The sequence below is a fragment of the Lentimicrobiaceae bacterium genome, from assembly GCA_020636745.1.
Taxonomy (GTDB): domain Bacteria; phylum Bacteroidota; class Bacteroidia; order Bacteroidales; family Lentimicrobiaceae; genus Lentimicrobium.
On record JACJXH010000004.1, the window covers coordinates 61,787 to 86,846 of the forward strand.

The following is a 25,060-nucleotide window of genomic DNA, read 5'->3' on the forward strand; positions in this document are numbered from 1 at the left end:
TTTTTGAGTAGGTGTTGACTTTACCTTTGAACCAGAATTAGCTGCTACTCCACCAACAATTTTGGCCACACTTAAAAACTGTTCAACTGTGTACCCATCTCTAAAGCCATAATCACTGGCGTAAAAACCAATCTTCCGTATTTTATCACGGATGCTTTTTTGCTTAGTTGGCTCCGCCTTTAGCTTTTCTTTTATCAACCTGATAATTTCTTCTGCTTCAACTTTACTAAATTCTGGTTTACTTTTCATAAGTACACTTCTATTTGACCGTTCATTAATTTGGGTAATAATATATCTCGTGCCTCTCGGAGTTTGGTATTTTGTTTTGCCAACACGAAAATTAGTTTCATCAGGCTTTCAACCTTTGAATTAAAATCTTCAATTACATTTTCAGAAGGCCAAAGAATTCGTAATGATTTTAAACTTTCTTGATTAATACCAGGTTGAGCAGCATTGGCGTTTAGCTGCTGCATTTTGTCGAAGTAAAGTTTTTGATAAAGTGTGAAAAACAAATAATTTTGATACAATTCATTTTTACTTCTCAATAAAAAAACGTGTTCATTTACGCAACATTTTTCGTGAGGAAAATCATCTTGAAACAATGTTGTTTTTCCAATGTATGCACCGTCTTTGTATATCAGAATGTCTTTATTTTCAATTTTTCCACGATTCATACTTTCAAAAAATGCTTCGGTAATGAGTTTTTCACTTTGATAATTGTACTTACCCAAACCAATCACATTTTCTGCCCCAACACTTGCTATACCCTCTTTTAAATCTTTGTCAATTCCACCCTTAGGTCTTGAACCAGATTCTAATTTCCAATAAATATCACCGATAGTTTTAATTGCCCATCCATTTGGTAAATTCTGCGGTTCTTTATCTCCGAACTGAAATTCTCCAAACTCAATTTTGTAATGCAGTTGTGCCTTCTCCTCCAGCAACTTTATCCGCTTCAAATTATTCTCTAACAAATCATCATAAGCCGATAAAATGGAAGCGATTTTGCGTTGGGTTGGGAGTGGGGGGAGATTGAATGAATAATCACGAACTGCTTTTAATCCTAGGTTCTTAATAGTTGAACCTGTTGCAAAGTCAATAGCATATCTCTGAAAATCGTGGTTTTCCAAAACATAACGAACAAAAAGTTTTTCTGCTTTATCATTTACATTTATGTAGCAAGCACTCTTACCCAATGCCACAGGTTCATCACGATACAATCCGACATTCCCTAGAGTTCCATTTATCGCTACAAGAACAGTTTTGTCACTCAGGTCTTTTTTGATTTTATCATACTCAATACTCGAAATTCTTTTTGTGTCTTCTTTTATTAAAATTTTGCCTTCTGATAGGTTGTTTCCATTGATAAAATGAAATTCACCATTATCATCATATTTTGGTGTTCCGTGTAATCCGTCACCAATTCTTGTTGAAATACTTTCTAAACTGACTTTTTCCCACTTCATATCGCCAACTCTTTATAGTTTTCAGAAATGGTTTTTGCCAAGGCAATGGCTTCTTCGTTTAATCCCTCCAACTCAATATGTATTTCATTTAATCGTTCTTCGTAATCAAAGTCCTCATCGGTGCTGGTGTCCACACCAACATACCTGCCCGGGCTCAGGCTCCAGTCTTTGGCTTCTATTTCTTTTTGGGTTACTAGTTTGCACAGCCCTTCCACATCAGTATAAACGCCTTCAGGGAAACGGCTCGTAAGCCAATGGGCTTGTTTATAGAAATATTCGGTTTCGTGAAGCAATCCGGGTTCTTCTTCATCGGGGTTGCCGCTCAATTGCTGTTGCAGGGCTTTCAGTTGGTCGAGCTGTTCTTTCAGGTTTAGTTCTTTCCAGTCTTTGTTTTTGCTCAGTTGGTATTCTTTGGCGGCTGTGCTTATGGCATCCAGCAATTGCTTAATGAGTTTGTCTTGTGGTTTGCGGAGTGCTTTGCACAAGTGGGCAATGCTTTCTAAAACTTCAATGTCAGCATTTGCCTTTTTCGCTTCGGCAATCAGTTTGTTTTGCTGCTCGTAAATGCTTGTGGTTTCATCAATGTTCAAGGCATTTACAAAAACTTGGGCTTCTTTGTTTTCTTTGGCGTATTTAGCTGCAAAGTCGCTAACGGTTTTCAATACCTTTTGCAATTGCTTTTGCAGTTCGGTAGTTGCTTCGGCAGTTTCTTTGGCTAAGTCTGCAGAAGTTTGCAAATAACCTTTTACTGTGCTTTCAAACTTTTGGGTAGCTTGCGGTGAGCCTGTCGAACCCGTGCCTCTGTACAGGTTTACAATGCAAATGAGGTCTTGCAATTGTTCGGGGCTAAAGTCGTTTACTTTACTGGTTACTTTGCGGTAAATTTTTCGGGCATCGAGCATCAACACTTTGTCTTTTCTTTCAATATCTTGTTCTTTTGCTCTGTCAAAAAACCATAGTGTGCAAGGCAATGAACGGGTATAGAAAAAGTTATTGCCAATAGCCATCATTACATCTACCGCACCAGTTTTTACCAATTTTTCCCGAATGTCTTTTTCGCTATGCCCGGCATCGCTGGCAGATGAAGCCATTACAAAACCTGCTCTGCCTGTTGGTTTCAGGTAGTTATAGAAATACTGAATCCACAAATAATTGGCGTTGTCGTTTTTCGGCAAGTTTACTTTGCCGTCAATCATCAAACGAGGGTCTTTCTTTACGGCATCTTTGGCTTTGTCCACACCATCCACATTAAATGGTGGATTTGCCATCACAAAGTCAGCACCCCCCACAAGGTTGTGTTTGTCTTCGTAAAATGTGTTGCCTTCCTGAATGTTGCCTTCCAGTCCGTGAACGGTTAAGTTCATCTTTGCCAGTTTGGTATTGAGGTCGGCTTTTTCCTGTCCGTAAAAAGTCACCTTTTCCGCAGGTTTCAGACCTTCGCTTTCAATGAAATAACCCGTTTGAACAAACATACCCGCACTGCCGCAGGCAGGGTCAAATACAATTCCGTGGTCGGGTTCAATTACGTTTACAATGGTTTGCACCAAGCTCATAGGTGTAAAAAACTCTCCTCCTTCTTGAGCTCCTGTCATGGCGAATTTGCCAAGGAAATATTCATAAATCTTTCCGAACAAATCGCCTTCGGCTTTTTGCAATACTTCTTTGTTGAAAATGCGGAGCAATTCCCGCAATAAGTCTTTGCTGAAAATGGAAAAGTTCTTTGGCAATACACCTTTAAGGTTGTCGTATTCGTCCTCAATCAGTTTCATTGCGTTGTCAATGGCTTCGCCAATGTCGGCACTTTCGGGCAAGGAAACCAAATAATCAAACTGAGATTTCTCAGGTAGGAACATCGAATTTTGCTCTTCGAAATCCTTTTTGGTTAAAGGCCGTTTGCCCCGTTGCGGATGCGAAGGCAAGGCTTTTTCAACTTCAATTTTTACTTTCTGAAAGCGGTTGTAGGCGTGTCTCAAAAAAATCAATCCGAGCACAGGCATTGAATATTCCGTTGCTGTCAGTTTACTGTTGGCTCTTAACTGGTCGGCTGCTCTCCAAAGTTCAGCTTCTAATTTTCTAAGTTGTTTTCCTTGCATTATATCTTAATTCCAATTCGTTTATTCATTTCTCAAAAGTAACAATTTAGCTCGGGTGCGTAAGCAAAATTACTCACCTAATTATTATATTTTCAAAGGTGCTCGTGAGCACCCTTCGGTCGGTTGCGGCTCTTTTGCTCCCGATAGCTATCGGGATGGTTTTGAGCGTCGGCTTCCCGAAGGGTCGGGACAAGCTGTGGGGCATGGCCCGAAAGCATTCGGGATTGGTTTTCCGCCTTGGCTGTTCATTATTTGGTTTTTAGTTTAGTAACAAATTGTCAGTTTTTATTCTTTTATACTTGGCGGTAATGGATGGCGGTATGGTTAGTTGCCGAATTCGAAGCACTTTTCTATCAAGTTACAACTACTTTTGATACGGGCTGAAATGCACGATAACCCACTGACTGCCAAATGTTTTACATACGTTGTTATGCACAGGTGTTTTCATTTCAGTCCGGGTAATAGTTTTTGCAACCATTCATATTGTTTATTTACATCTGCTTGTCTCTGCCAAGTTCCTTGATATTCTTTAATCCAGTTGAGTGCTTGTTTTGTGCCAGCGTGCTCGTGGTTGTAAGACAAATCACTCATTACACTTAAAAACTTGTCATAAAGGTTATCTCCGCTGTAAAAATATCGGTTTATTATCCATTTTTCCATTTCGTATGAGTCAAAAATACGTCCAGCATTTGAATTCCAATGTTTGCATAAACGAATAACATTTCTTACAATGTTGTTGCCATAAGATTGATTTTTTCTTGAAAGTTCATCATTAATATCATTTGGAATAGTTGTTCGCCAACTGTCGTTTGCACTTGGAATATAAAATGTCTCTGTATTGCTCCAACTTGTTTCAAGGTAACAAGGAACGACATCAAACATTATGTGATTCAATTCTAGCGTTACTGTTGGAAAATCTTTTTTAACTGTCGAAAGAGGATATGATGATGATAAAGCGTCTTTAATATTTTTTCTATAAGTGCCTGGAGTTTTTATTCCACTACGAGTATCAAAGACAACAAGGATGTCAACATCAGAATTTGCGTCATGTTTTCTTGGAAGAATAGTGTTTCGAGTATATGAGCCAAAAGTCAAAACACTACTTGCTTGGTTGTAAAGTTTGTCAGTTAATACTTTTTGAAGCTGATTTAAAGATGAGTTAATTTTATCTCTTTCTGCACTACTATAACCAAGTACAAGGTCTTGTTGCGCAAATGAAGTTAATAAGCCGTTTATTGTTGCCATAGTTATACTTTTAAAAACCAATTATCTGTTTCAGGGTCGTTTTTTTCAATTGCTTTTTTCGCCCATTTTCTAGCAAACATAGGTATTTCAGGTTTTTCGCTTTGGTCGAAACTGCTTACTTTTTTACTTAATTCGTCAACTTGTGATGTGGTGGCGTTACTCAAAAAATAACAACTTCTAATTTCTTTGTGTAAAGCCAAATATCTTTCAGCCGCTTCTTTGTGTTTTGTCCGATAGTTTTTTCCTTCACCTTCGTTCCAAATTAGAAGTCCAATTGTCCCGAATAATCCAATCGCAGAAAAAATTTTATTAGTGATAGGATTTATTTCAAAGAAACTAACAACATTTAATAAAGCACAAGTCCAAATAGTATATGTAATCAATTGTCTGCGGAGGTCGCATGCCTTAAAATGTCCCTTTGCGGAAAATATTGTTTCTTCACCAAGTTTTTTAAGTAGTTCCTTTTCCATTATTATTTATTTGTCTGTTTTAAGTTGTATCATCCTACACTTGTGCATAACGAATAAATCCCCGCATCCTTGCGCATCCTCCCGACTTATCCACAACCATCCCAATTGCTTATTTAAATCGGTCTTTCATTACAAATATAGTATTAATTTAAATATCCAAACTATCCACCGGATTTATAATGCTTTTAATTCTTTAATTGTGTCATCTATAAAAATTTCTGATGATTTCATGCTGTATGCCCTGTCAACCTTTGGATGTAAGACAAGTGAGGCACGTTTTCGGGGTGGTGGGTTGCAAAGGTTTGCTGCAGTGTTTTGGGGCGTAACCGCTTGGGCTATTCCGGCTTTCCGGGCCATGTTAATTACAACCTCCTGTACCAAATATTTTATCGAAAAATGCCGGCAAGTGCATAGCCTGGAAAGGGATGTAGTTCAACCGGTTATTTCGCCGGGTTCCCGATGAAATAGAACAGGCATGGCAGACCGCTCATATTCCTGTTTATTAGCGGCAGGTGTCTGATTTATTTTCGAAAGGTCATTAGAACGTTTCTCCTAGTTCTCTATACATTTCCATTACTCTTATATAACGAACATTAAGAGCATTACAGGGTTCTGGGATTTTAATTTTGCTCTTCATTTCGGGTCGGCTCACTTCCTGGGTAACAATTGTCCTTGTGGCTGGATTCCCCAAAGCATAAGCAACAATAAAGGCATCTGCTTCGTCAGCAGCTAAAAATTCATTTATAGCATTCTGTGAATAATGAGAACTTCTTGAAAAAGCCCAAAGTGTAACTTGTCTATATTCGTTAATAACATCTGAAGTGTCTTTGAAAAAATTATCAGGTAAATTATTCGTACACCAAAATTCCAAGGCATCATTTTTATCGTAAATCTCGTCTTTTACCTTATCAATGCTAATTATTTTACCTTCAAGTGCAAGTTGTTTTACTTTGTTCCAAAAACTGAAAGCAACATCTAATGGATAGGTATCTCTATGGGCCTGAATAAAAAAATTACTATCTACAATATAAACTCCCATACACTAAATGTGTTTAGTGAAATATGTTTGAAAGGTATCCCCTTTCAAACTAGTGAGTTTATATGCATCACGATATAATAATTTCCCAGATTTCACTGCATTATTAATATGTGCGGAAAAGGCTAATCCTAACCGTTTTCTTGTTGTAGCATAGAAATCGCCACCCGAACTTTGAGATTCTTTTTTAATAAACTCTCTATTCGTATATTCGTCGTAAAACCCAAAAAATCCAGCCTTTGTTATTTTACCTAAATCTAGAGCCCTGCGTGCAATAACTATTTCACTAACTTTAAAAAACCTTGCTGCATTTTTAATGTTTGGATTAGAATTCCAAACTTCATTAAAAGTTACTGCCGGGACTAAAAATTCTGCTGCTATTTTATCGCAAAGTCTCTCAATCGGGTCATTTGCCGGTTCAAGTTTTCTAAAGTCAAAACCAGCACTATGTCCTGTCCAAATGTGAGCTAACTCATGAACAATAGTGAACATCTGAGCAGCTTTTCCATCAGAATTATTGACAAACATGAACGGTGCCATTTCATCAACAAGAACAAAGCCACGACATTCTTCAACGCTAATAGGACGATGTGTATTATTTTCAACGATTCCGTTGAATACAGTAATAATCCCAATGTCCTCAATATGACGAATTAAGGATTCTAATGCATCTTGCCACGTTTTATAATGACCTGCCCAATTTTCAGACAAGTTTAGACTTCTTCGTAAATCAGTTACAATTTCCTGAACATTGTCACTTTTTCTATATTTACCAACAAAACTTAATGTTTCAAATTCACTCTCCTTAAGGTAATCTTTCAACCAATCCTGTCGTTGTTGTAATAACAAAATTGTATCATAAACATTTACACTTACTTGAGTGGCTTGAGTATTGTTGGTTCTGAAAAAAGGAATTGGAAGTTTTTCTTTTGGTGGTTCTGGTAAGAAAAAATAACCAAAAGGCAAATGAACCTTTTTAGAAAAATCTTCAAGTTGCCTTACTGTAGGTTTTTTGTCACCCTGTATCCATTCAAAAATACCAGGAACTTTATGGGCAAAATCATGCAAATCATATCCAGCACGAGCAATCGCCCACGTAAGCATATTTGCATTGATATTTACTTCAGTTCTCATATTGCAAATCACTGTTGTCCGGTAAAAAATTAAGAGCAGGGTGACCCGAAGGTCAACCCGACTCTTTTTAGTATTTTTGTTTTACCACAAATAAAAATACTATGGATAAAAGTACACATTTTTTTGGCACCTCGGTTTTCGGACAGCTGATTTCTTTAATTGATACAAAAATCATAACCAGCAGTGCACACAAGCACGATTCAGACCGCTATGTGAAGAAGTTTAAAACCAAAGATCACTTGATAAGTATGCTGTTCAGTTCTTTTGCCAAGTGCACATCACTACGAGAAGTAAGCGGTGCTATGCTTGGCTTATCAGGCAAGACCAAACATTTTCAATTGAATCATATACCCAAGAAAAGCACGCTTTCAGATGCAAATAAACGACGTGATGCAGATGTTTTTGGAGATATCTATAATAAACTTCTCAAGAAATATGGCCACTTTATCTCGGACAGCAGAATAAAGGATGTGATAAACAAACAAATAGAAATTATTGATAGTTCAACCATTAGTCTTTTTAAGGATATTTTGAAATGTGTTGGACGGAATCCCCAAAACGGTAAAAAGAAAGGTGGCATCAAACTTCATACAGTGATAAATGTAGATGAAGCCGTGCCAAAAATGCTTTGGTTTTCAAGTGCAGCCACCCACGACCATTTCTTGCTAGACAAACTCAAACCCGATTCAAACACCATTTATGTTTTTGACAAAGGCTATAACGATTACCTGGCTTTTGAAAAGTTCACCCAAGTAGGTACTGGTTTTGTTACAAGAATTAAGGACAATGCAGTCTATGAAACATTAGAAGATTGTGAGTTAGATGACTGCATACATAGTAGCGTCGAGAAAGACGAAATCATTGAACTTCAGGTAAAAGACAATAATATCACCAGGTCATTAAAGCTTCGTAAAGTGCAATTCTACGACAGAGTACTTAAAAGACGCTTTGAGTTTTTGACCAACCTTTTTGAAATGCGCGCCGATTTAATAGCTGCCATCTATAAACTACGCTGGCAGATTGAACTATTGTTTAAACAGTTAAAGCAGAACTTCCCGTTAAAATATTTCCTAGGTGATAACGAAAATGCCATTAAAATACAGATATACTGCGCTTTAATTGCAAATTTGCTGATGACAGTTGTCCAAAAAACGCTAAAGAGGCCATGGGCTTTTTCAAATCTGGTTAGCTTTTGTAAAATTCATCTATTCAATTACATTCACTTATTCAGATTCTTGGAGAACCCTGATAAAGACTGGCAAAAAACCTATGACGAACTAATGCAGCCTACCTTATTTTAGGGGGCTTACTTTTGAAAATTAATAAATCTTAAAATACAGATGTCTGATTGTCAAAGCCTTAAAAAATCAAACTATTAATTTTGTATTTTTATCGGACAGTAATGATTGCAAATATAATCAATTTAGTCCATCAACCTAAACCAACCAATTACGCCATAAGTTTAAATTGTCTGTCAATACGTTAGTCCGAATTGCTAGTATTTTCTCCAAATCTGTTCCTTTAGGTGATATAGTCAGTCAGGCAAAGGGAGTTTCACCCCAAGCCTTTCACAACTTGAGCGCGCAAGCCCGGGTAAGTTCTTTTCTTCTTAAAACCGGTGATTTACTTTTGCTAAAAAGTGGGGAAATTAAATTTGCTAATTGCCATTAAATCATCTGTTTAAACAAAAATACACCTTTACACGATTTAAATGACATTTAAAAGGCTTTTAAACAGGCTACATATTGAATTAAAACCATCCATCTGACAGTGTCACCCTAAAGCGTCAGCGCGTCACCCCAAAGTGTCAGCGCGTCACCCCAAAGCGTCAGCGCGTCACCCTAAAGTGTCAGCGCGTCACCCCAAACCCTCTACCTTAACCTTAAACTCAACCTACACTACCCGTCACCAACACCCGCCCAAAACAAAAAATAAAAAGAAGTCATACATCCGTTTGAAAAGTATTTGTACATTTCAAGCCTTAAACCATCGCCTGTAATTCGCCCCGGACTGAAAAAACCGGGCCGGAGTAATGAAGTATCTCCCGGTAACGGCTGGTAAATTATTCCGGAAAGATGGTCAGCAAGCTGCACCGCAACAAGATGAAGAAATATATTTCATTTATATTATCCGTTGCTTTTCTGCTCAACACCGGCGGTATATACCTGTGGCTAAAAGTATTGCAATATCATTACCAGTGCGAAATCAGGCAGGAAATCAGCATGGGCATTCAAAACAAAGACCTCTGCCTGATTACGATAACCAACAGCAACCTGCACGCCCTGCAATGGATTAAACCCGGCAAAGAATTCAGGTACAAAGGCGAAATGTATGATGTTGTACAAGCAAAAAGCGATAAACATCAGCAGCAATATTATTGCATCCACGATTTCAAAGAGAACAAACTGCTGACACAAATCAATAAAACGCGCAGAAATAAACGCGATTCTGAAAAACGGCTGAAAAGGGTTTTCAGTCCACAGTTTATTCTGCAGCAAGCCAAAGGGCTGAACAAGCCGGATGATTCAGGCTTCAGCTATCCAACGCTTGCCATACACTTCAGGGCTGCCTTTACGCACACCGCATCACCTCCACCGCGGCTGGCCTGAAACTATTTTTTCAGGGTTCTTCATTCATGCCATAGCATGGCCACAATCACCGCTGCCCAAACCGCAGAAACTGTGGCACATGGCCCCATTTCCGCAAAGCCCTGTTGCAAACCTATAACGTAACAGCTACCGCTAAATCCGGCACAAACTATATAATTATAGTTTGCCGGCGGCTGTACCATTATTCAACATTTTCACAATCAGCATTTTCAATGAAAAAACAAACCATTATCATTACATTCTTCCTGTGTATGGTCAGCATGATATATGCACAAAAAGGAATCAATGACACCACCCGAACCATCAGGTTAAACGAAGTTATCATCACATCCAACCGCACCCCGGTTCTGTTAAAAAATAATCCGGGTGCACTCACCCTGGTCACATCACCAGCCTTATCACTTATGCCCAAAGGAATTGGCGCAGAAGAGGCGCTGCGACTGGTGCCGGGCGTTCGCATTGACAATCAACACGATGGTGAGCGCGTGCATCTGTCTATTCGCGGACAGGGCATACTTACCGAGCGCGGATTGCGTGGCATTGGCGTCCTTATCGACGGCATTCCGGTGAACGACCCCTCAGGTTTTGCACCCGACCTGTACGATGCCGACTGGAGCACACTCGAAAAAATTGAAGTTCTTCGCGGGCCGGCAGCAGGGCTTTACGGAACAGGCGGAGCCGGCGGAGTGCTGAATCTTACCACCAAAAACGGCGGGGCCGCCCCTCTTGGCGGCGAAGTAAGTCAAACACTGGGCTCCAATGGGTTCAGCCGCTCTTTTGTGCAGCTCGACGGTTCACAACAAACCCTGGATTACCGCATCAGCTTTGGCCGCACCGACGGCGATGGCTACCGCGACCACCAGGCCTTCTGGAGCAACAAACTTTACGAAAAAGTAAACTTTCATCCGACCGGCAAACTTATGCTGACCCAGATTATTTCGCATACCGACTACTTTCAGCAAAACCCCGAAGGGCTTAATCTGCTTCAGTTTGACAACCTGCGCCAGGCCAACCCCGATGCCTGTCCGTTTAACGAATACCAAAAGACCAACCGCACAACAGCCGGACTCACCGGAATGTACAAAATCAGCAAAAGGCAGGAAATTTCAGCCACTTCATACCTCAGGAACGGGAAATACAAAGAAACCAGCAACCGGGCAGCCGAATATCGCACCATAACCAACCCGGGCGCCAGCCTGCAATACAACCTGCACCTCAACAGCAAAGAAGCAAAGCACACACTGAGTGCCGGCGCCGACCTGAAGTGGCAGGACATCAGCATGTATAAACTGCAGAGCGCAGGCAACCCTTACAGGGAAGAGAGCACCGACGAAACCAATATTGAAACCGACAGCCTGCTGGCCAATCAACTCATCAATCAACGAAGCACTGGCATTTTTGCCTTATACAAACTGGAGCTTGGCAAGCTCAACCTGATTGCCAATGTACGCTATGATGATATCCGCAACGAACTAACCGATAAAATGCTTGGCGCTGACACAGCTGTTACATCTAAAAGTTTCTCCCAAACATCGGTACGTTTGGGTGCCAGTTACGAGCTGCCTGCCGGCATTGCTGTTTTTGCCAACTTCAGCCAGGGCTTTATGCCCCCATCAACCGAAGAACTGGCCAACAACCCTGTAGGTTACTCAGGCTTTAACACCCATCTTGTTCCGGCCACCTCCAACAGTTTCGAAATTGGTGCCCGTGGTTCGGTAAATAACCGGTTCAACATTGAAATTACAGGCTTTATCATGAAAACCGAGAATGACTTCTTCCGCTTCAAGCAATCGGGCCGCGGCAACCAGGAAGTATTTTACGGCAATGCCGGCAACAGCAAACGCAATGGCATTGAGCTGTTTATGTCGTACGAAATACGCAGCAACCTGAGCATTCAGATGGCCTACACCCTGGCTGATTACACCTACACTTCGGCCAGCATCGACCCGGTGTATACCGACACAGCCTATGTATTAACCACCCCTCCTGCCGAAGGACAGTGGCTTCCCAACTCGCCCAAAAACCAACTTTATGCCGAGCTCGTGTACACGCTGAATAAAAATTTCAAATTCAGCCTGGGCACTGAATATCAGTCAAAATGGGCCATTTACACCGATGCCAAAGCCTATAACAACGAACTTGATCCTGCAATTTATCAGAACTGGCAGGATGGTTTTAACCTTTATCATGCACGTATCGCCTATTTGTGGCAGCTTAAAGGGCTAAAAGGCGAATGCAGCCTGTTTGCCCGCAACATAACCGGCGAAAAGTATATGGCATTTACCGAACCTGACCCCGACGGCAACTCATACCAGCCGGGACCCTCAACTGAAATAAACGCTTCATTGAAAATTAAATTTTAAACACCCCATCAGTTCAGACAGCCCCCGCAAAGGAGGTTGTCTGAACTTTATTTAAACCTGTCATTTATGAATTCAGCACACATTCATCTGGCCTTATCACATGCTCCCATTTTTGGTTCATTCACCGGTTTGTTTATTCTTGCGGCAGGCATGTATACCCGTAAAAACCTGATAAGCATCACCGCGCTGATTTTGTTTGTAGCCACTGCGCTGGCAGCCATCCCCGTATTTATTACCGGCGAAGATGCAGGCGAAATCATCCGCAACCTGCCCGGGGTAACCGACAGCGCGAGAGAAGCTCATGAGGAGCTCGCCGAAAAAGCCATCTGGCTCATGGGCATGCTGGGCGCACTTTCGGCTGCAGCCTTGTTTGCTTACATCAAAATAAAAGACAAATTTAACTTAGCCTGCAAAATCATACTTGTGCTGGCATTGCTCACTTGTGGCTTTATGATTAAAGTCGGCAATTCGGGCGGACAAATACGCCATACAGAGATATCATCGCCGCCCATCAGGCAGAATTTCGAATAAAACGCGCTCAGGCCACAAAAATGCTGACATTAAATTTTTGCTGCTGAACGGTGATGAACACACGTTTTCAACCGGCTTTTCAACCAATTTAAACGCCAATGGAACACCTTTAAAGCCGGATTACAACAGCAGCATCTTCATCGCCCGGACGAACCACTCACCTGCGGCAAACAACAGAGTTGAAATCAGCATGTCGCCATCCCGGCAATTTTTACGCTCCATTTGCACCGTAGCGTATGGGTTTTATGAATGACAACCCTGGTACCGGGGATCAAAATCCACCATCCATTCAATGCCATATTTATCTCTTAACATACCAAAGAAAGAACCCCAGGGGCTGTCAGCCAGTGGCACTTCTATTTTTCCTCCGGCAGAGAGTCCATGAAATATCTTCCCGGCTTCTTCCTTACTTTCAGCACTTATGATAATTTTGCTTCTGTGCTCGTTTTCATTTACCTGCCCCATAAATGACGGAACATCACTTGCCATTAAAATATCGCATTGACCAATGGGCAAAGCAATATGCATAATTTTGTCTGCTTCATCTTCCTGTAACGGACGCCTGGCATCGCCGGGCATATCTTTAAAACGCACCAGCATGGAAAATTCACGCCCAAAAACCGATTTATAAAATGTAAATGCCTCTTCTGCATTACCATTAAAGTGGATGTATGGATTAATCTTTGCCATGTTTTTTTTCGGTTAAATTAATACATTTTGCCACCGGGATTTTATTATTCAATAATCAACAGGCCTCAGGGGATGCATACAGCTGCAAACTATTGCCTTAACCTGACAACCGGTTTCGTTATTTACCATTCGCCTCAAAAACATGGAAAGCCCCTTCAGGCTGAAAAATTTCTACTTTTGTAAGACCATTCAAGGAAAGTTGTTACTTATCCCAAAATCTGGTTACGTCTGTTTATGCCTGCGGGAGAAAACAGAAAAAGACCAACCAACTAACCACCAACCAGCAGTGAAAATGATATTGTTTCGTTACATTTCAAATCTGTTACACCTGCCGGGACTGGTGATTCCATTAATTTTCAGGCTACGCAAACAAAAGCAGCTGGTCAGAAAAACCCTGATGGCAGAAATTGCCGAATGCCGTAAGCAACACCACAACAATCTGAACGAATACGATATCAAAAAAATAACGTCCTACTATGGCACAGCTGTTCCTGTGTTGCCTGGCGAATCGTATTGCACACTCAGGGGAAGGCGCATGTCGGACAGCGAAAGGCTTTCCATCACCTATCTTGGCGGACTCACCGGCCTGTTCGACGATTTTTTCGACAAGCACCATCTGCCTGAAGCTTACATCAAAAGCATGGTAGAGTATCCTGAAAAATCGCAGGCAGCCAATGCCGCCGAAGCCCTTTTTCTGAGTTTCTACAACAAAGCCCTCACCTTATCGGCAAACGCTCCGCTGATAAAAAAATATGCCCTTAAGGTATTTGAAGCCCAGACACTGAGCAAGCGGCAAAAAAGCAGTGACATCTGCCCACTGGAAATCGAAGAAATCACTTTTTTAAAAGGCGGGTACTCTCTGTTGCTTTACAGAAGCGTTTTTACCGAAGCGGCCGACACCGGTGAACAAAAAATGCTGTTCAGGCTCGGGGGGCTGGGCCAGCTTGAAAACGACGTATTCGATATTTACAAAGACATGCAGGACAGTATCAAAACACTGGCCACTGAAGCAAATTCTATAAGCGAACTGCGCCGGAAATACCTTGACATGACCCGTGAAGTACATCATTGGGCTCATCAAACATCCTACCGGCGAAAAAACATCCGCCGTTTTCTCCGTATGATCAACCTCATCACCAGCCGTGGACTGGTAAGCCTTGATATACTCGAAAAATGTGAGGCATCCTCCAATGGTACATTTGCGCCCGCGCTTTACAACAGAAAAATGTTGATCTGCGACATGGGCAAACCCGTCAATATTCTCAAAAGCATTCATTATTACGCGCTGTCGGAAGTTTAAACACCATAAATTCCACCACCCGCAATATGTGCAGGCCAATCCGGCTGCTCATTTACCTGTTTTTGCGGCTACCTTCTCAACCATATAAAAATTACAGCCTGTTATCCATAACATCTTCAATAATTTACTAACTTTACATAATATCAACACCTCTATAAAATGCGCAGGATAACCATCGGATTGATTGCCCTGACTGTTCTGATTTACACACAGTATGCAACAGCGCAGGAAAACTGCAGGGTACTGAATATCAACATATCGGAGAGCTACACCGGCAAATGTAAAAACGGACTGGCTCACGGACAGGGCACAGCCACTGGCATCGACCGGTATGAAGGCCAGTTTAAAAAAGGATTGCCTGATGGAAAAGGAAAATACACATGGTCAACCGGCGAAGTTTATGACGGGCAATGGCGGGCAGGCAAAAGAGAAGGCATTGGCAAATACACTTTTCTGAACAACGGCCTCGACACTATCAATGACGGACAATGGGTAAACGACCGGTACATAGGCCCGGTTTACAACAAACCTTCATTTAAATACAAAGAAGGTGTAGACCGTTACTCTTTTCAGAAAAACGGCACACAGAAGAACCGGGTACTCATTAACCTTTACCAGAATGGAGGCCGCAATTCTACCATCTCCAACCTGTTGATCTCCTCATCAAGCGGCTATGAAACAAGCCTGGGACAGGCATTTGGCTTTGATGCAGTAACCTTCCCGGTAAACATCAAGGTCATGTACACTTCAATGAATAAGCTGCACACTTCAACCATTTATGTGCGCTTCGAATTTGAAATATCAGAGCCCGGCGACTGGACATTAGACGTCCACAACTAAACACCCGGCCATTGCTTTTTACAGGCAGGGTTCGTAAAACAACTGAGTTTAACACTTTGCATACCGCGGCTGCCATCCAGACTTCACGCTCCGCTTTTGAACACGCTGTTTATTGCGTTCAAAACAAAAGTGCGTCATTCATCGTGCAACACCTGTAAATGATGCAACAAGCTCATTTTTATGTAACTTTGCCGGTTACTTAAAATCAATTGGCTGATTATAAGCGTATGAACAGGTTTACAGGCATATTATTTCTGATGCTTTTGCTGACAGTCAATGCCTGCCGGCAACCCGACACGCCTGTTTCTGAAGCACCACCTCCTGAAAAAGCAAAGCCCGACACAATCATCACCTTCAAGCATCCGGTTGTTGTATTCACCTACCCGACAAAGGCTGCAGCCGACAGCATGATACAAACAGCCGGCGCCGAAGCCTATTACCAACTCGCCGATAAAAACGGGGCCTGTTTCCACCATATTCGTCAACTGGCATCCAAACACAAACTTGACACATGGTCGGGCGCAGCAAGCAAATTTCGTTTTATCACCAGCGAAGGGGCCATCATTGAAACCGATTTAAGTTTGGTGGCATCGCCATGGAAAGTACTGCTGTTTAACGGAAACGACGCCCCTGTCCTGGCCAATCCCGACAAGGCAGCCTCCCTGCTTAAACAAACATTTAAACTAAAGACACGCCAAAGCAGACCTTTGTCAAAAACGCCTGCGCTTTCTTCACCTGAACAGATTTCTGAAAATAACGACCCGCTCATTGCCAGAGAAAAGCCACTGCCCCGCACCGGGCTCAGAGAAACCACCATCAGGCTGATTATCTTCCCCGGCGAATCACCCCCTCCGGTTCGCAACGAAACTGACGGCATCCGCATTGTAAATAGTTACATCAGCCCGCATCATCGCTTCTGGCTTTACTTCGACAACGATATGTTTGCGAATACCGACAGGTATTACACCAATGGTGTAGTGCTGGGCTATACAGCTCCTGCATTCACATCGTGGCAGCTCAACCGCTTACTTATCCGGCGCAACCGCAACAGCGTTGTACATTCGGCGCTGAGCCTGCACCATGCCATGTTTACACCACTCACCACCAAGGAGCCCCCTACCCTTGCCAGCGACCGGCCATATGCATCCACTCTTTTTCTGCGATACAGCCAAACCTCAGATGAAGCACTGCAGGGCATACGTTTTACCAGCGCCATAGAAGCCGGAGTCATCGGCGATGCAGCCCTGGGGAGCACACTTCAGCGCTCGGTTCATGCAGCCATCCCTTCAAACGACGAACCCATCGGATGGGAAACACAAATCAAAAACGACCTGGTGCTCAACTACAGCATTCATCTGCAAAAACAAGTTTTTAAAACGCCGCATACCGAGATTTACGCCGAAGGCTCTGCCAGTGCAGGTACCTTATACACCAACACCACTATCGGCATCAATGCCATTGCCGGCACGTTTAGCCCCGGTATCACCAACATTCCCGCCAATTACAACCAGTTGACCATAACCGGAAATCACTGGCAGTATGGAATCAGAGGCGGTGCTGAATTAAGAATTTGCGGTTATGACGCCACCCTCCAGGGCGGATTATTTAACAGGCACAATATTTATGCGTTGAAGCCCGACGAAATTGAGCGACTGGTTGCCTCTCTTCATCTGGGCCTTTTCGCCCGGTATAAAAAACTGGGACTGAGCATATCCCAGTTTTATTTAAGCCCTGAATTTCATGACGGACGTCAACATTTCTGGGGTCAGATTGGTTTACAGTATGGATATTAAACATGAGTATGATTATTGAATACTTCAGATATGCGCTACTGGCCTTTACGGTGCTGGTTTCGACACTGGTTGAGGAAACCACTCCTGCAGCGCCTGTAAATGCGCCCGATTCCACTGCAGTCACCTTTATTTTTGCCGGCGACATCATGCAGCACGGCCCGCAGATTGAAGCTGCCCGTCATGCCGGTGACAGCTCATATGATTACCGGCCCTGCTTCAGCTATATTGCACCCATCATCAGTAAAAAGGATTTTGCCATAGCCAATCTTGAACTCACCCTTGCCGGAAAACCATTTACCGGTTACCCGCAATTCAGCGCTCCCGACGAACTGGCAGTGGCCCTGCGTGAAGCCGGATTTGATGTGCTGGTTACAGCCAACAACCATAGCTGCGACCGCGGGAAAGCTGGTGTAATAAGAACAACGGAAGTACTTGACAGCCTGGGCATGCTGCGCACAGGCACTTTTCGCGACAGCGCCGACTTTACCAGCCACCATCCACTGATTCTCCAAAAAAATGGCATCAGCGTGGCGCTGTTCAATTATACTTACGGCACCAACGGACTCCCCGTTTTTGCCCCCACCATTGTCAACCGTTTGGATAGCAGCCGCATTGTGCATGATTTAAAACAGGCTCATAAACAGCAGTTTGACTTTGTAATTGTCTTTTTTCACTGGGGAAATGAATACCAGTCAACCCCAAACGCACAACAGGAAGCATTGGCTGCGCTGTGCCGCGAAAACGGGGCTGATGTTGTCATAGGCTCGCATCCGCATGTATTGCAGCCTATGGCGTATTATGCGCCTTCTGATACCATTCCCGGCGGGCATCTGCTGGTGTATTCGCTAGGCAACTATGTATCGAACCAACGCGACCGCTACAAAGACGGAGGCGCTATGATTGAATTTACTCTTTCCAAAACATGGAACAAAAAAACGGTAAGCCAACCTGCCTATCACCTCACCTGGGTTTACAATCCATACGAAAACGGCCGGAAGCAGTATTACATCCTTCCTGTAAGTCAGTTTGAAAACGATACGCTTACAGATACAGCCTCCCGGCAAAAACTGCAGCAGTTTGCAACGGATTCGCGCCTGCTTCTCAACTCCTCCGTCAGCCCTGTATCTGAATTTCAGTACAACGATTCAATACCTTTTTGACCTTTCTCCCTTTTACAGGACATCAGCGAAACATTTCTGCCATTTCGTCAGGCAGGCTTAAAGGGCATATATCAATTTCGTCACCCTTTTGAATAAATCGCTTAATTATCACCATTTTTTTTCACAGCCAGGTCAAAAATGCCCGGGATGGCATACAAATTGATTTCACAGGGTCAATAAAAAAAATAAGAAACCATGAAAGTGAAAGCAATAACCTCTCTTCAAGAGCTTCAAGGAATCATTAACGCCAACGAAAGAACATTTCTGTTGCTTTACAAAGGCAATTCACCAACCTCGGGCTGTGCAGAATCGTACATCGATACAGCAGCAGCATCTGTAGCAGAAGCTGTAGTTCTGAAAGCAGATGCCACTATTGTCAGAGACATTCATCCTGCATATGGGGTCGACACTGTTCCTTCTTTACTGGTATTTGAAAAGTCATCGGTTAAAAACATCATCAAAGGCTGCCAGACCGCTGATTATTATAAAAAACTGATGGAAAACCAACTATATCAGGCTGCATCGGGCACATCGGGCGGTCCGTCGGTAACAGTATACTCAACGCCCACCTGCCCGTGGTGCACCACTTTAAAGAATTATCTGCGCCAGCATAAAATCCGGTTTACCGACATTGATGTTTCAGCTGATCCGGCTCAGGCACGCGCACTGGTAAATAAATCAGGCCAAACAGGCGTACCACAAACAGAAATCAACGGCGAAATGGTTGTTGGTTTCGATAAAGGAAAACTCAACAGATTACTCAACATAAACGGATAACAATAAAAAAATAAACATGAAAGAATTACAACCTCTCAACCAGAATGTTTTGCTTGACATGACTCAACCAACCGGTGAGCAAAAGACTGCAGGCGGCATTATTATCCCCGACACAGCCAAAGAAAAACCTCAGATGGCCAAAGTTATTGCGACAGGCAATATTGAAAACAGCGAAATTGCTGCCGGCGACACGGTCATTTTCCGAAAATTTGCAGGCACCGAGCTCGACTATGAAGGCAAAAAATACCTGATACTGCCTTATAGTGACTTGTTGGCTAAAGTTGTAGAAACAGAAAGCATATAAATCTCAGCTAAGCAAAAAGAGCGATGGCAAATACACCATCGCTCTTTTTTTTGTTCAGTTTTAACACCTGAATTAACATCAACATATCCGGCACGCGGGTTATTTTCCTTCAGCCTTATCTCTGGCCTCCTGAATAATTTTATCAGACTCCTGCTGCGCTTTGGCCATCACGGCATCTGCTTGTTTCTGAGCTTCCTCTACGAGGCGGGTAGCTTTATCATTGCCCTCTTTGCGAACCTTTTCGGCAGCTTTTTTGGCCGCCAGTTCAGCAATAGGACCATTTTTCTTCCCTTCGGCAAGAATCTGATCTGCACGTGTTCCGGCTTCTGATCTTACCTTATCGGCAGATTCGTTGGCAACCTTCATGATATTATCTGCCTGTTTCTGCGCGCTTTCCAGCACTTTCTGAGCGCGGGCATTGGCCTCCTCAATATATTTACCGGCTTCTTCGCGCACCTTTGTTACAGCTTCTTCCTTTTTCTGCTGAATGGCTTCTTTCATCTGCTGTTTCATTTCCTCCACCACATTCACCGCTGCACTTTTAATGCTTGTAGATATTTTAGGATTTGTAACTGTTCCGCTAAGCAGCACTGACACCGGAATTACATCTCCCACACTGAAATTTGCCCCCTTTTTGTTGGCTTCACCAACCAAATTATTGAGCACACCATTGGCAGCACCGCCAAACTCACTTCGCGGAATCGACAACTGCATCACATATTCCATCGTCTCATCAAATGAATTCCAACCCGAAATTCCTGCCTTTGTCTTACCCAAAGCTGTTTCAAAAGGCTTTACAAACACTTTTCCATCCACAACCTCAAAGGAGAGATTGATTTTTTCAACCACCCATTGTTTGAATTTATCAATTTTAAGTGCATCTGCAATTTTGGTAAAGCTGTTTACATTGTTAAAAGTAAGTGAAGGAGACATCAGTTTTCCGCCGCCATTCACCGAGCTGAACACAGGCATCATTTCACCATTCAAGTCAGTTTTAAGGCTCAGCTGCGTACTTATTCTGCCATCGGCCGCACCTGCAATGGGCGCCAGTTTTTGCATGGTATTGAAGGTTTTGAAAGCCTGCTGAATATCCACATCCCTGATGTCGAGCATAAAATCAACCACCGGTTTGCCTGGCTCTGCAGTAGAATAAGTCCCACTCACGCCAATACTTCCATCCAGTGTATTCATACGAACATATTCCAGAATCATCTGCTCGTCCTTTACCCTGAGTGTACCTTCCACATTCTTCAAATCCATATTGTCATAAAGCACTTGCCCGAATGAGGCACTCATGGTAAAATCAATGCCGGCAGGTATCTCAACAATTCCTGCCGAAGCAGTATCAGCCGCAGCGCCTGCATTGTCAGACGATGACATAAAATCATTTACATTGAAATAAGAAGAGTTCAACTGCAGCGACCCTTTCAAATCAGCCTTATCAAAGAAATAAGCCATCAGATTTTCGAGTTTGCCACTGGCAGCTATATCATTTTTGCCAATCTGCGCTTTCAATACCGGCATATCGGCATAAGCCGGACTAAGGTTAAGCCGGGCCTCACTCACACTCAACTTTTCAGGGAAGGCCGCCGTTTTGTAAACAAGGCCAGCAACAGAAAGATTGCCAAGTGCTGTAAACTGGTCGAACTGCTTTTTATCAATGGCCGAAAGTTTACCTTTGGCGGTAATATCGGCATCAAGCTGGCCCGAAAGTTCATCGCCCGATTCAAGCGGGTAAAATTTACCCACATCAGCCATATTCAACTTCCCCTTTATCTGCGTATCTATATAAGGATCGCTCACAGGCGTTGAAGCATACAAACGCATATCAACGGGGTTTCCAGCCATCTCAAGATGCAGCTGTTGCATATCAATAACGGTGGCATCCGGGTCGCCTGTTGCATTGCTTATAACAGCCTTCATCGAAATATTCTCGACAGCTTCCGGCAAATCAGGATATCTGAACATCGCATCAGCAATAGCCATATCCAACCCAAAACCGGGCATGGTAGCATCGCTGTACAAGCCTTTCACAAAACCTTTGAGAGACAAGGTGCCTTTGGTCTGAACAGATGCAAAATCCCTGGCATAAATGGCCGGAACAAGCGACAGAAAGCTTTTAAAGTCATTTTTAACCGCTTCAAATTTGATATCCATGTCATAACCATTGTCAGGCATAGCAAAGAAACCCGAAGCAAGCAAATCAAGCTCATTTACCCGCAGGGCTGCATCAGGAAATGTGAACCGGTACGCATTGAGGTCAGCTCCGATTTTAGATTTAAGCGATGTCTGAGCATGGTTCATATACCTGATTCCTTCATAGTCTACCGTAAGTCCGCCAATATGGGTTTCGGTATTTAAATCAGTAAAATCAGCCGTCAAATCACCACTTAATTCATGATCAATGCCACTGGCTTCAATCCTCATGGCCAGAGAAGCGTCGTCATAAACCACTGTGCCACCGGAAATGACAAATTTGCGCAAAGCAGCCTTAAACGGGGCAGATGGAGGGGTTTCAGCCGTTGCAGCAGTGTCGGACGAAGGTTTTACAATATCCCAGTTGGCACGGCCATCCTGCAACACCCGAAACCTGAAAACTGGCTCCTCCATTTTAACTTTCAGAATTTCGTATTGCGTTCCCTTAAAAACACTCATCAAATCGATGGTAAGAGACAAATCGGGAATCTTGGCCAGGGTGTCATTTTCAAATTCAGCAACGCCTACCAGCGAAAGGCCATTAAGCCCAAGAGAAAAATTGGGAAAACTTCTGATAAGAGACAGGCTGACATCATTAAAATCAAGCTTTGCATTGATTGATTTATTGGCTTCACGCTTGACGGCTTCTATAATTTTGCCTTTAAACAGAAAAGGAACCGAAACCATGAACACCAGAAGCGCCAGAACCACTATGGCAGAAATCTTAATAGCCTTTTTCATTTATTTATCGTTTTGAGTTAAGCTTTACAATAAACCCCAACCTGTGAAAATTGTTATCAGGTTTGGAAAACAAATATCCGTTGGCGGGAACAGGAAGTCCTGAACCAAACAAAACAATGGCGCTGCGAAGACGCAGGCCATTGTGCTAAATTACAAAAGAAAGAAATGGGATAGAAACAAAAACCGCCGGAAAAACCGGCGGTTGAAGAATTATTGGTTGGCTTCGCGAAGCATTTTCAGTTTTGCTTCGAGCAATTGAAGCTCCTCTTTGGCTTTATTGATTTTCTTCTCAAATTCAATCTTCAGGAGGTTAGCTGTTTTGGAAGCGGCGAAGAAACCGATGTTATTTTCCCACAGTTTGATATCGTCCTGCAATTGCTGGATTTTACCCTGAACATAGCTGCGTTCCTTGCTAATCAATCGTCCTGCGTCGGGAGAATCCTTGGCCATTTTTTCGACCCTGCTGCGATAATTCATCGCGCCCATATTGATCGACTCCATTTTCAGTTTCTCAAAATGCTTGCTGATAAGGGTACGGAACTCAGTTTGCAGTTTTTCCTTTTCCTTGATGGGTACATGACCAATTTCCATCCACTGGCGCTGAAAATCTTTCAGTGTTTCAACAGCCTGATTACGGTCATCTCCAACTTCAAAAGCTTTCACTTTCTCTATCAGTTCAAGCTTCAGCTTCATATTTTCCTCTTCGTGGCTTGAAACATTTTTAAAATACTCAGCCTTGGTTGAGAAAAATTCATCACAGGCAGCCCTGAAGCGCTTCCAGATTCTATCGCTTTGTTTACGGGGAACCGGGCCTATTTTTTTCCATTCATTCTGCATATTGATCAGATCGCGGCTGGTATTTTTCCAGTCGGTACTGTTGCGCAGAGCTTCAGCCTGAACACACAAATCGAGTTTCAGGTTAAAGTTATTCATTTGCTGTTCTTTCAGCTTGTTGAAAAACTCTTTTTTGGCATTAAAGAAGCCATCCAGCGAAGTTTTAAAGCGGGCCCAGATTTCGTTATTCTGTTTCTTGGGAGCCGGTCCGATAGATTTCCATATCTTCAGCAACTCAGTGATCTGAGCTGTGGCGTCCTGCCAGGCTTTAATAGAGTCGCTTTCAGTTTGAAGAATCTGCTCAGCTTTTTCGCAAAGAATAACTTTAGCTGTAAGATTTTGCTCCAGACCGTCCTGCATTTGTGTGTAATAATCACGACGGCGCTCATTAATCTTTTCAGTAGCACTGCGGAAACGATCCCACAATTCATCCTTTTTATCCTGAGGAACCGGGCCAATTTCTTTCCACTCTTCATGATACTGCTGCAACTGCTTGAACGACTTAATAATAGAAGACTCCAATACCAGTTCTTCGGCTTTTTCACAAAGGTGAATTTTAGCTTCAAGGTTCTTTTTCAGATCAAGATCCTTCAGCTCTTTATTGATTTTAACCTTATCGAAGAATTTTTCAACCAGAAAATGATAATTCTGCCACAGGGTATTGATTTCCCCTTTGGGCACCATCCCGATAGTTTTCCAACGCTCCTGCAGGGTCTTAAATTCGTCGTAGGTCTTTTTCAGCGTCTCTTCGGAATTGATCAACACTTTCAGCTCATCAAGAATCTGCGTTTTAGCTTCCAGATTGGCAATTTTAATCTTTTCCTGTTCTTCGTTATATTTACCTTTATTGTGCTTGTATATATTAAAGGCTGTTTTAAATCTTTCCTCAATTTCATCATCCTGAATAACCTGAGGAGCTGCAGCTGATTCGCCTTCGGTATCCGAATCAGTATCATCTGACACTTCGGCCAGTTTTGCATATTGCTCCTGCTTAAACTCCTTGTTCAGTTTCAGAAATGCAATTCGTATCAGGCCAACCGTTGATTTAATGGCATTTACGTTGGCATCCTGAACCAATTCTTCAAGCTTTTCAACCAATTGCTCACGGGTAAGCCCTTCAAACTGTGACTCCAGCTCTTCTTCCTGTTCAATTGAAGACTCGTCAACCTCATCTTCTTCTGTTGCATCATCAGTACTCAGAAATGTGTCTTCAGTCCCGGTTTCGTTTGCTACAGGTGCAGTTTCGGCTACAACTTCTTCAACAACAGCTGGCTGAGCAGTTTCTTCTTTAGTTTCAGCCTCAACAGTTTCAACTGGCTGCTCAACGGGAGCTTCGTCAACAGGCGTTTCTTCAGTTACAGCTTTATCTGCAACGTTTTCAACGTTTTCAACCGTATTTTCAACGGGAATGAGATTCTCCTCCTGACTGCGGTCATTATTTTCAGGATTCTGATTGGATTGATCTTTGGTTTCCATGA

At 42.7% G+C, this 25,060-nt stretch carries 19 protein-coding genes; 10 read left to right on the forward strand and 9 right to left on the reverse strand.

The window, feature by feature from the left end:
* Positions 1-245: 245 nt before the first annotated feature.
* The 6 genes from H6541_07475 to H6541_07500 all read right to left on the reverse strand — a co-directional run bounded on the left by H6541_07475 (position 246) and on the right by H6541_07500 (position 7,444).
* Positions 246-1,466, reverse strand: coding sequence for a restriction endonuclease subunit S (locus H6541_07475; protein ID MCB9015623.1), 1,221 nt, complete (start codon positions 1,464-1,466; stop codon positions 246-248).
* The gene (locus H6541_07480; GenBank protein MCB9015624.1) at positions 1,463-3,559 is read right to left on the reverse strand and encodes an N-6 DNA methylase; all 2,097 of its coding nucleotides are present in this window, start codon (positions 3,557-3,559) and stop codon (positions 1,463-1,465) included. The genes H6541_07475 and H6541_07480 overlap by 4 nt, the downstream gene beginning before the upstream one ends.
* Positions 3,560-4,003: 444 nt before the next feature.
* Entirely contained in the window at positions 4,004-4,804 is an 801-nt protein-coding gene (locus H6541_07485; protein ID MCB9015625.1) for a nucleotidyltransferase domain-containing protein, read from the reverse strand.
* A gap of 2 nt (positions 4,805-4,806) precedes the next feature.
* Positions 4,807-5,274 carry a hypothetical protein gene (locus tag H6541_07490; protein ID MCB9015626.1) on the reverse strand — a complete coding sequence of 156 codons (468 nt, stop codon included), beginning with the start codon at positions 5,272-5,274 and terminating at the stop codon, positions 4,807-4,809.
* 538 nt (positions 5,275-5,812) lie between these two features.
* Positions 5,813-6,313, reverse strand: coding sequence for a DUF4411 family protein (locus tag H6541_07495; protein ID MCB9015627.1), 501 nt, complete (start codon positions 6,311-6,313; stop codon positions 5,813-5,815).
* Positions 6,314-6,316: 3 nt separating this feature from the next.
* Positions 6,317-7,444: an ImmA/IrrE family metallo-endopeptidase gene (locus H6541_07500; GenBank protein MCB9015628.1), complete on the reverse strand. Its 1,128-nt coding sequence runs from the start codon at positions 7,442-7,444 to the stop codon at positions 6,317-6,319.
* A gap of 101 nt (positions 7,445-7,545) precedes the next feature.
* Here H6541_07500 and H6541_07505 point away from each other — a divergent pair, with 101 nt between their 5' ends.
* The 4 genes from H6541_07505 to H6541_07520 all read left to right on the forward strand — a co-directional run bounded on the left by H6541_07505 (position 7,546) and on the right by H6541_07520 (position 12,947).
* Positions 7,546-8,745, forward strand: a complete 1,200-nt coding sequence (locus tag H6541_07505) for an IS4 family transposase (GenBank protein MCB9015629.1) — start codon at positions 7,546-7,548, stop codon at positions 8,743-8,745.
* Positions 8,746-9,546: 801 nt separating this feature from the next.
* A complete protein-coding gene (locus H6541_07510; protein MCB9015630.1) occupies positions 9,547-10,053 on the forward strand; it encodes a hypothetical protein in 507 nt (168 codons plus the stop codon).
* A 212-nt stretch (positions 10,054-10,265) separates the two neighbouring features.
* Entirely contained in the window at positions 10,266-12,416 is a 2,151-nt protein-coding gene (locus H6541_07515) for a TonB-dependent receptor (protein MCB9015631.1), read from the forward strand.
* A 66-nt stretch (positions 12,417-12,482) separates the two neighbouring features.
* Positions 12,483-12,947, forward strand: coding sequence for a hypothetical protein (locus H6541_07520; protein MCB9015632.1), 465 nt, complete (start codon positions 12,483-12,485; stop codon positions 12,945-12,947).
* 243 nt (positions 12,948-13,190) lie between these two features.
* Here the strand turns inward: H6541_07520 and H6541_07525 are convergent, their stop codons facing one another.
* Positions 13,191-13,637: a VOC family protein gene (locus H6541_07525; protein ID MCB9015633.1), complete on the reverse strand. Its 447-nt coding sequence runs from the start codon at positions 13,635-13,637 to the stop codon at positions 13,191-13,193.
* Positions 13,638-13,929: 292 nt separating this feature from the next.
* Here H6541_07525 and H6541_07530 point away from each other — a divergent pair, with 292 nt between their 5' ends.
* The 6 genes from H6541_07530 (at position 13,930) to H6541_07555 (ending at position 19,811) form a co-directional block, all read left to right on the forward strand.
* Positions 13,930-14,937, forward strand: coding sequence for a hypothetical protein (locus H6541_07530; protein MCB9015634.1), 1,008 nt, complete (start codon positions 13,930-13,932; stop codon positions 14,935-14,937).
* A 159-nt stretch (positions 14,938-15,096) separates the two neighbouring features.
* Positions 15,097-15,777: a hypothetical protein gene (locus H6541_07535; protein MCB9015635.1), complete on the forward strand. Its 681-nt coding sequence runs from the start codon at positions 15,097-15,099 to the stop codon at positions 15,775-15,777.
* A gap of 227 nt (positions 15,778-16,004) precedes the next feature.
* Positions 16,005-17,570, forward strand: coding sequence for a lipid A deacylase LpxR family protein (locus H6541_07540; GenBank protein ID MCB9015636.1), 1,566 nt, complete (start codon positions 16,005-16,007; stop codon positions 17,568-17,570).
* A gap of 2 nt (positions 17,571-17,572) precedes the next feature.
* Entirely contained in the window at positions 17,573-18,730 is a 1,158-nt protein-coding gene (locus H6541_07545) for a CapA family protein (GenBank protein ID MCB9015637.1), read from the forward strand.
* Positions 18,731-19,225: 495 nt separating this feature from the next.
* Entirely contained in the window at positions 19,226-19,507 is a 282-nt protein-coding gene (locus H6541_07550; protein MCB9015638.1) for an NrdH-redoxin, read from the forward strand.
* Positions 19,508-19,523: 16 nt separating this feature from the next.
* Positions 19,524-19,811, forward strand: coding sequence for a co-chaperone GroES (locus tag H6541_07555; GenBank protein ID MCB9015639.1), 288 nt, complete (start codon positions 19,524-19,526; stop codon positions 19,809-19,811).
* A gap of 99 nt (positions 19,812-19,910) precedes the next feature.
* Here H6541_07555 and H6541_07560 read toward each other — a convergent pair whose 3' ends face one another.
* Together H6541_07560 and H6541_07565 are read right to left on the reverse strand one after the other, a co-directional pair.
* A complete protein-coding gene (locus H6541_07560) occupies positions 19,911-22,748 on the reverse strand; it encodes a hypothetical protein (protein ID MCB9015640.1) in 2,838 nt (945 codons plus the stop codon).
* Between the two features lie 210 nt (positions 22,749-22,958).
* Complete coding sequence (locus H6541_07565; protein MCB9015641.1) at positions 22,959-25,058, reverse strand: DUF349 domain-containing protein; 2,100 nt, start codon at positions 25,056-25,058, stop codon at positions 22,959-22,961.
* Positions 25,059-25,060: the final 2 nt, after the last annotated feature.

Bases quoted from the DNA above. Each gene is read 5' to 3' on its own strand.
- H6541_07475 (MCB9015623.1), bottom strand. From the start codon at position 1,466: ATGAAGTGGGAAAAAGTCAGTTTAGAAAGTATTTCAACAAGAATTGGT.
- H6541_07480 (MCB9015624.1), bottom strand. From the start codon at position 3,559: ATGCAAGGAAAACAACTTAGAAAATTAGAAGCTGAACTTTGGAGAGCA.
- H6541_07485 (MCB9015625.1), bottom strand. From the start codon at position 4,804: ATGGCAACAATAAACGGCTTATTAACTTCATTTGCGCAACAAGACCTT.
- H6541_07490 (MCB9015626.1), bottom strand. From the start codon at position 5,274: ATGGAAAAGGAACTACTTAAAAAACTTGGTGAAGAAACAATATTTTCC.
- H6541_07495 (MCB9015627.1), bottom strand. From the start codon at position 6,313: ATGGGAGTTTATATTGTAGATAGTAATTTTTTTATTCAGGCCCATAGA.
- H6541_07500 (MCB9015628.1), bottom strand. From the start codon at position 7,444: ATGAGAACTGAAGTAAATATCAATGCAAATATGCTTACGTGGGCGATT.
- H6541_07505 (MCB9015629.1), top strand. From the start codon at position 7,546: ATGGATAAAAGTACACATTTTTTTGGCACCTCGGTTTTCGGACAGCTG.
- H6541_07510 (MCB9015630.1), top strand. From the start codon at position 9,547: ATGAAGAAATATATTTCATTTATATTATCCGTTGCTTTTCTGCTCAAC.
- H6541_07515 (MCB9015631.1), top strand. From the start codon at position 10,266: ATGAAAAAACAAACCATTATCATTACATTCTTCCTGTGTATGGTCAGC.
- H6541_07520 (MCB9015632.1), top strand. From the start codon at position 12,483: ATGAATTCAGCACACATTCATCTGGCCTTATCACATGCTCCCATTTTT.
- H6541_07525 (MCB9015633.1), bottom strand. From the start codon at position 13,637: ATGGCAAAGATTAATCCATACATCCACTTTAATGGTAATGCAGAAGAG.
- H6541_07530 (MCB9015634.1), top strand. From the start codon at position 13,930: ATGATATTGTTTCGTTACATTTCAAATCTGTTACACCTGCCGGGACTG.
- H6541_07535 (MCB9015635.1), top strand. From the start codon at position 15,097: ATGCGCAGGATAACCATCGGATTGATTGCCCTGACTGTTCTGATTTAC.
- H6541_07540 (MCB9015636.1), top strand. From the start codon at position 16,005: ATGAACAGGTTTACAGGCATATTATTTCTGATGCTTTTGCTGACAGTC.
- H6541_07545 (MCB9015637.1), top strand. From the start codon at position 17,573: ATGAGTATGATTATTGAATACTTCAGATATGCGCTACTGGCCTTTACG.
- H6541_07550 (MCB9015638.1), top strand. From the start codon at position 19,226: ATGGAAAACCAACTATATCAGGCTGCATCGGGCACATCGGGCGGTCCG.
- H6541_07555 (MCB9015639.1), top strand. From the start codon at position 19,524: ATGAAAGAATTACAACCTCTCAACCAGAATGTTTTGCTTGACATGACT.
- H6541_07560 (MCB9015640.1), bottom strand. From the start codon at position 22,748: ATGAAAAAGGCTATTAAGATTTCTGCCATAGTGGTTCTGGCGCTTCTG.
- H6541_07565 (MCB9015641.1), bottom strand. From the start codon at position 25,058: ATGGAAACCAAAGATCAATCCAATCAGAATCCTGAAAATAATGACCGC.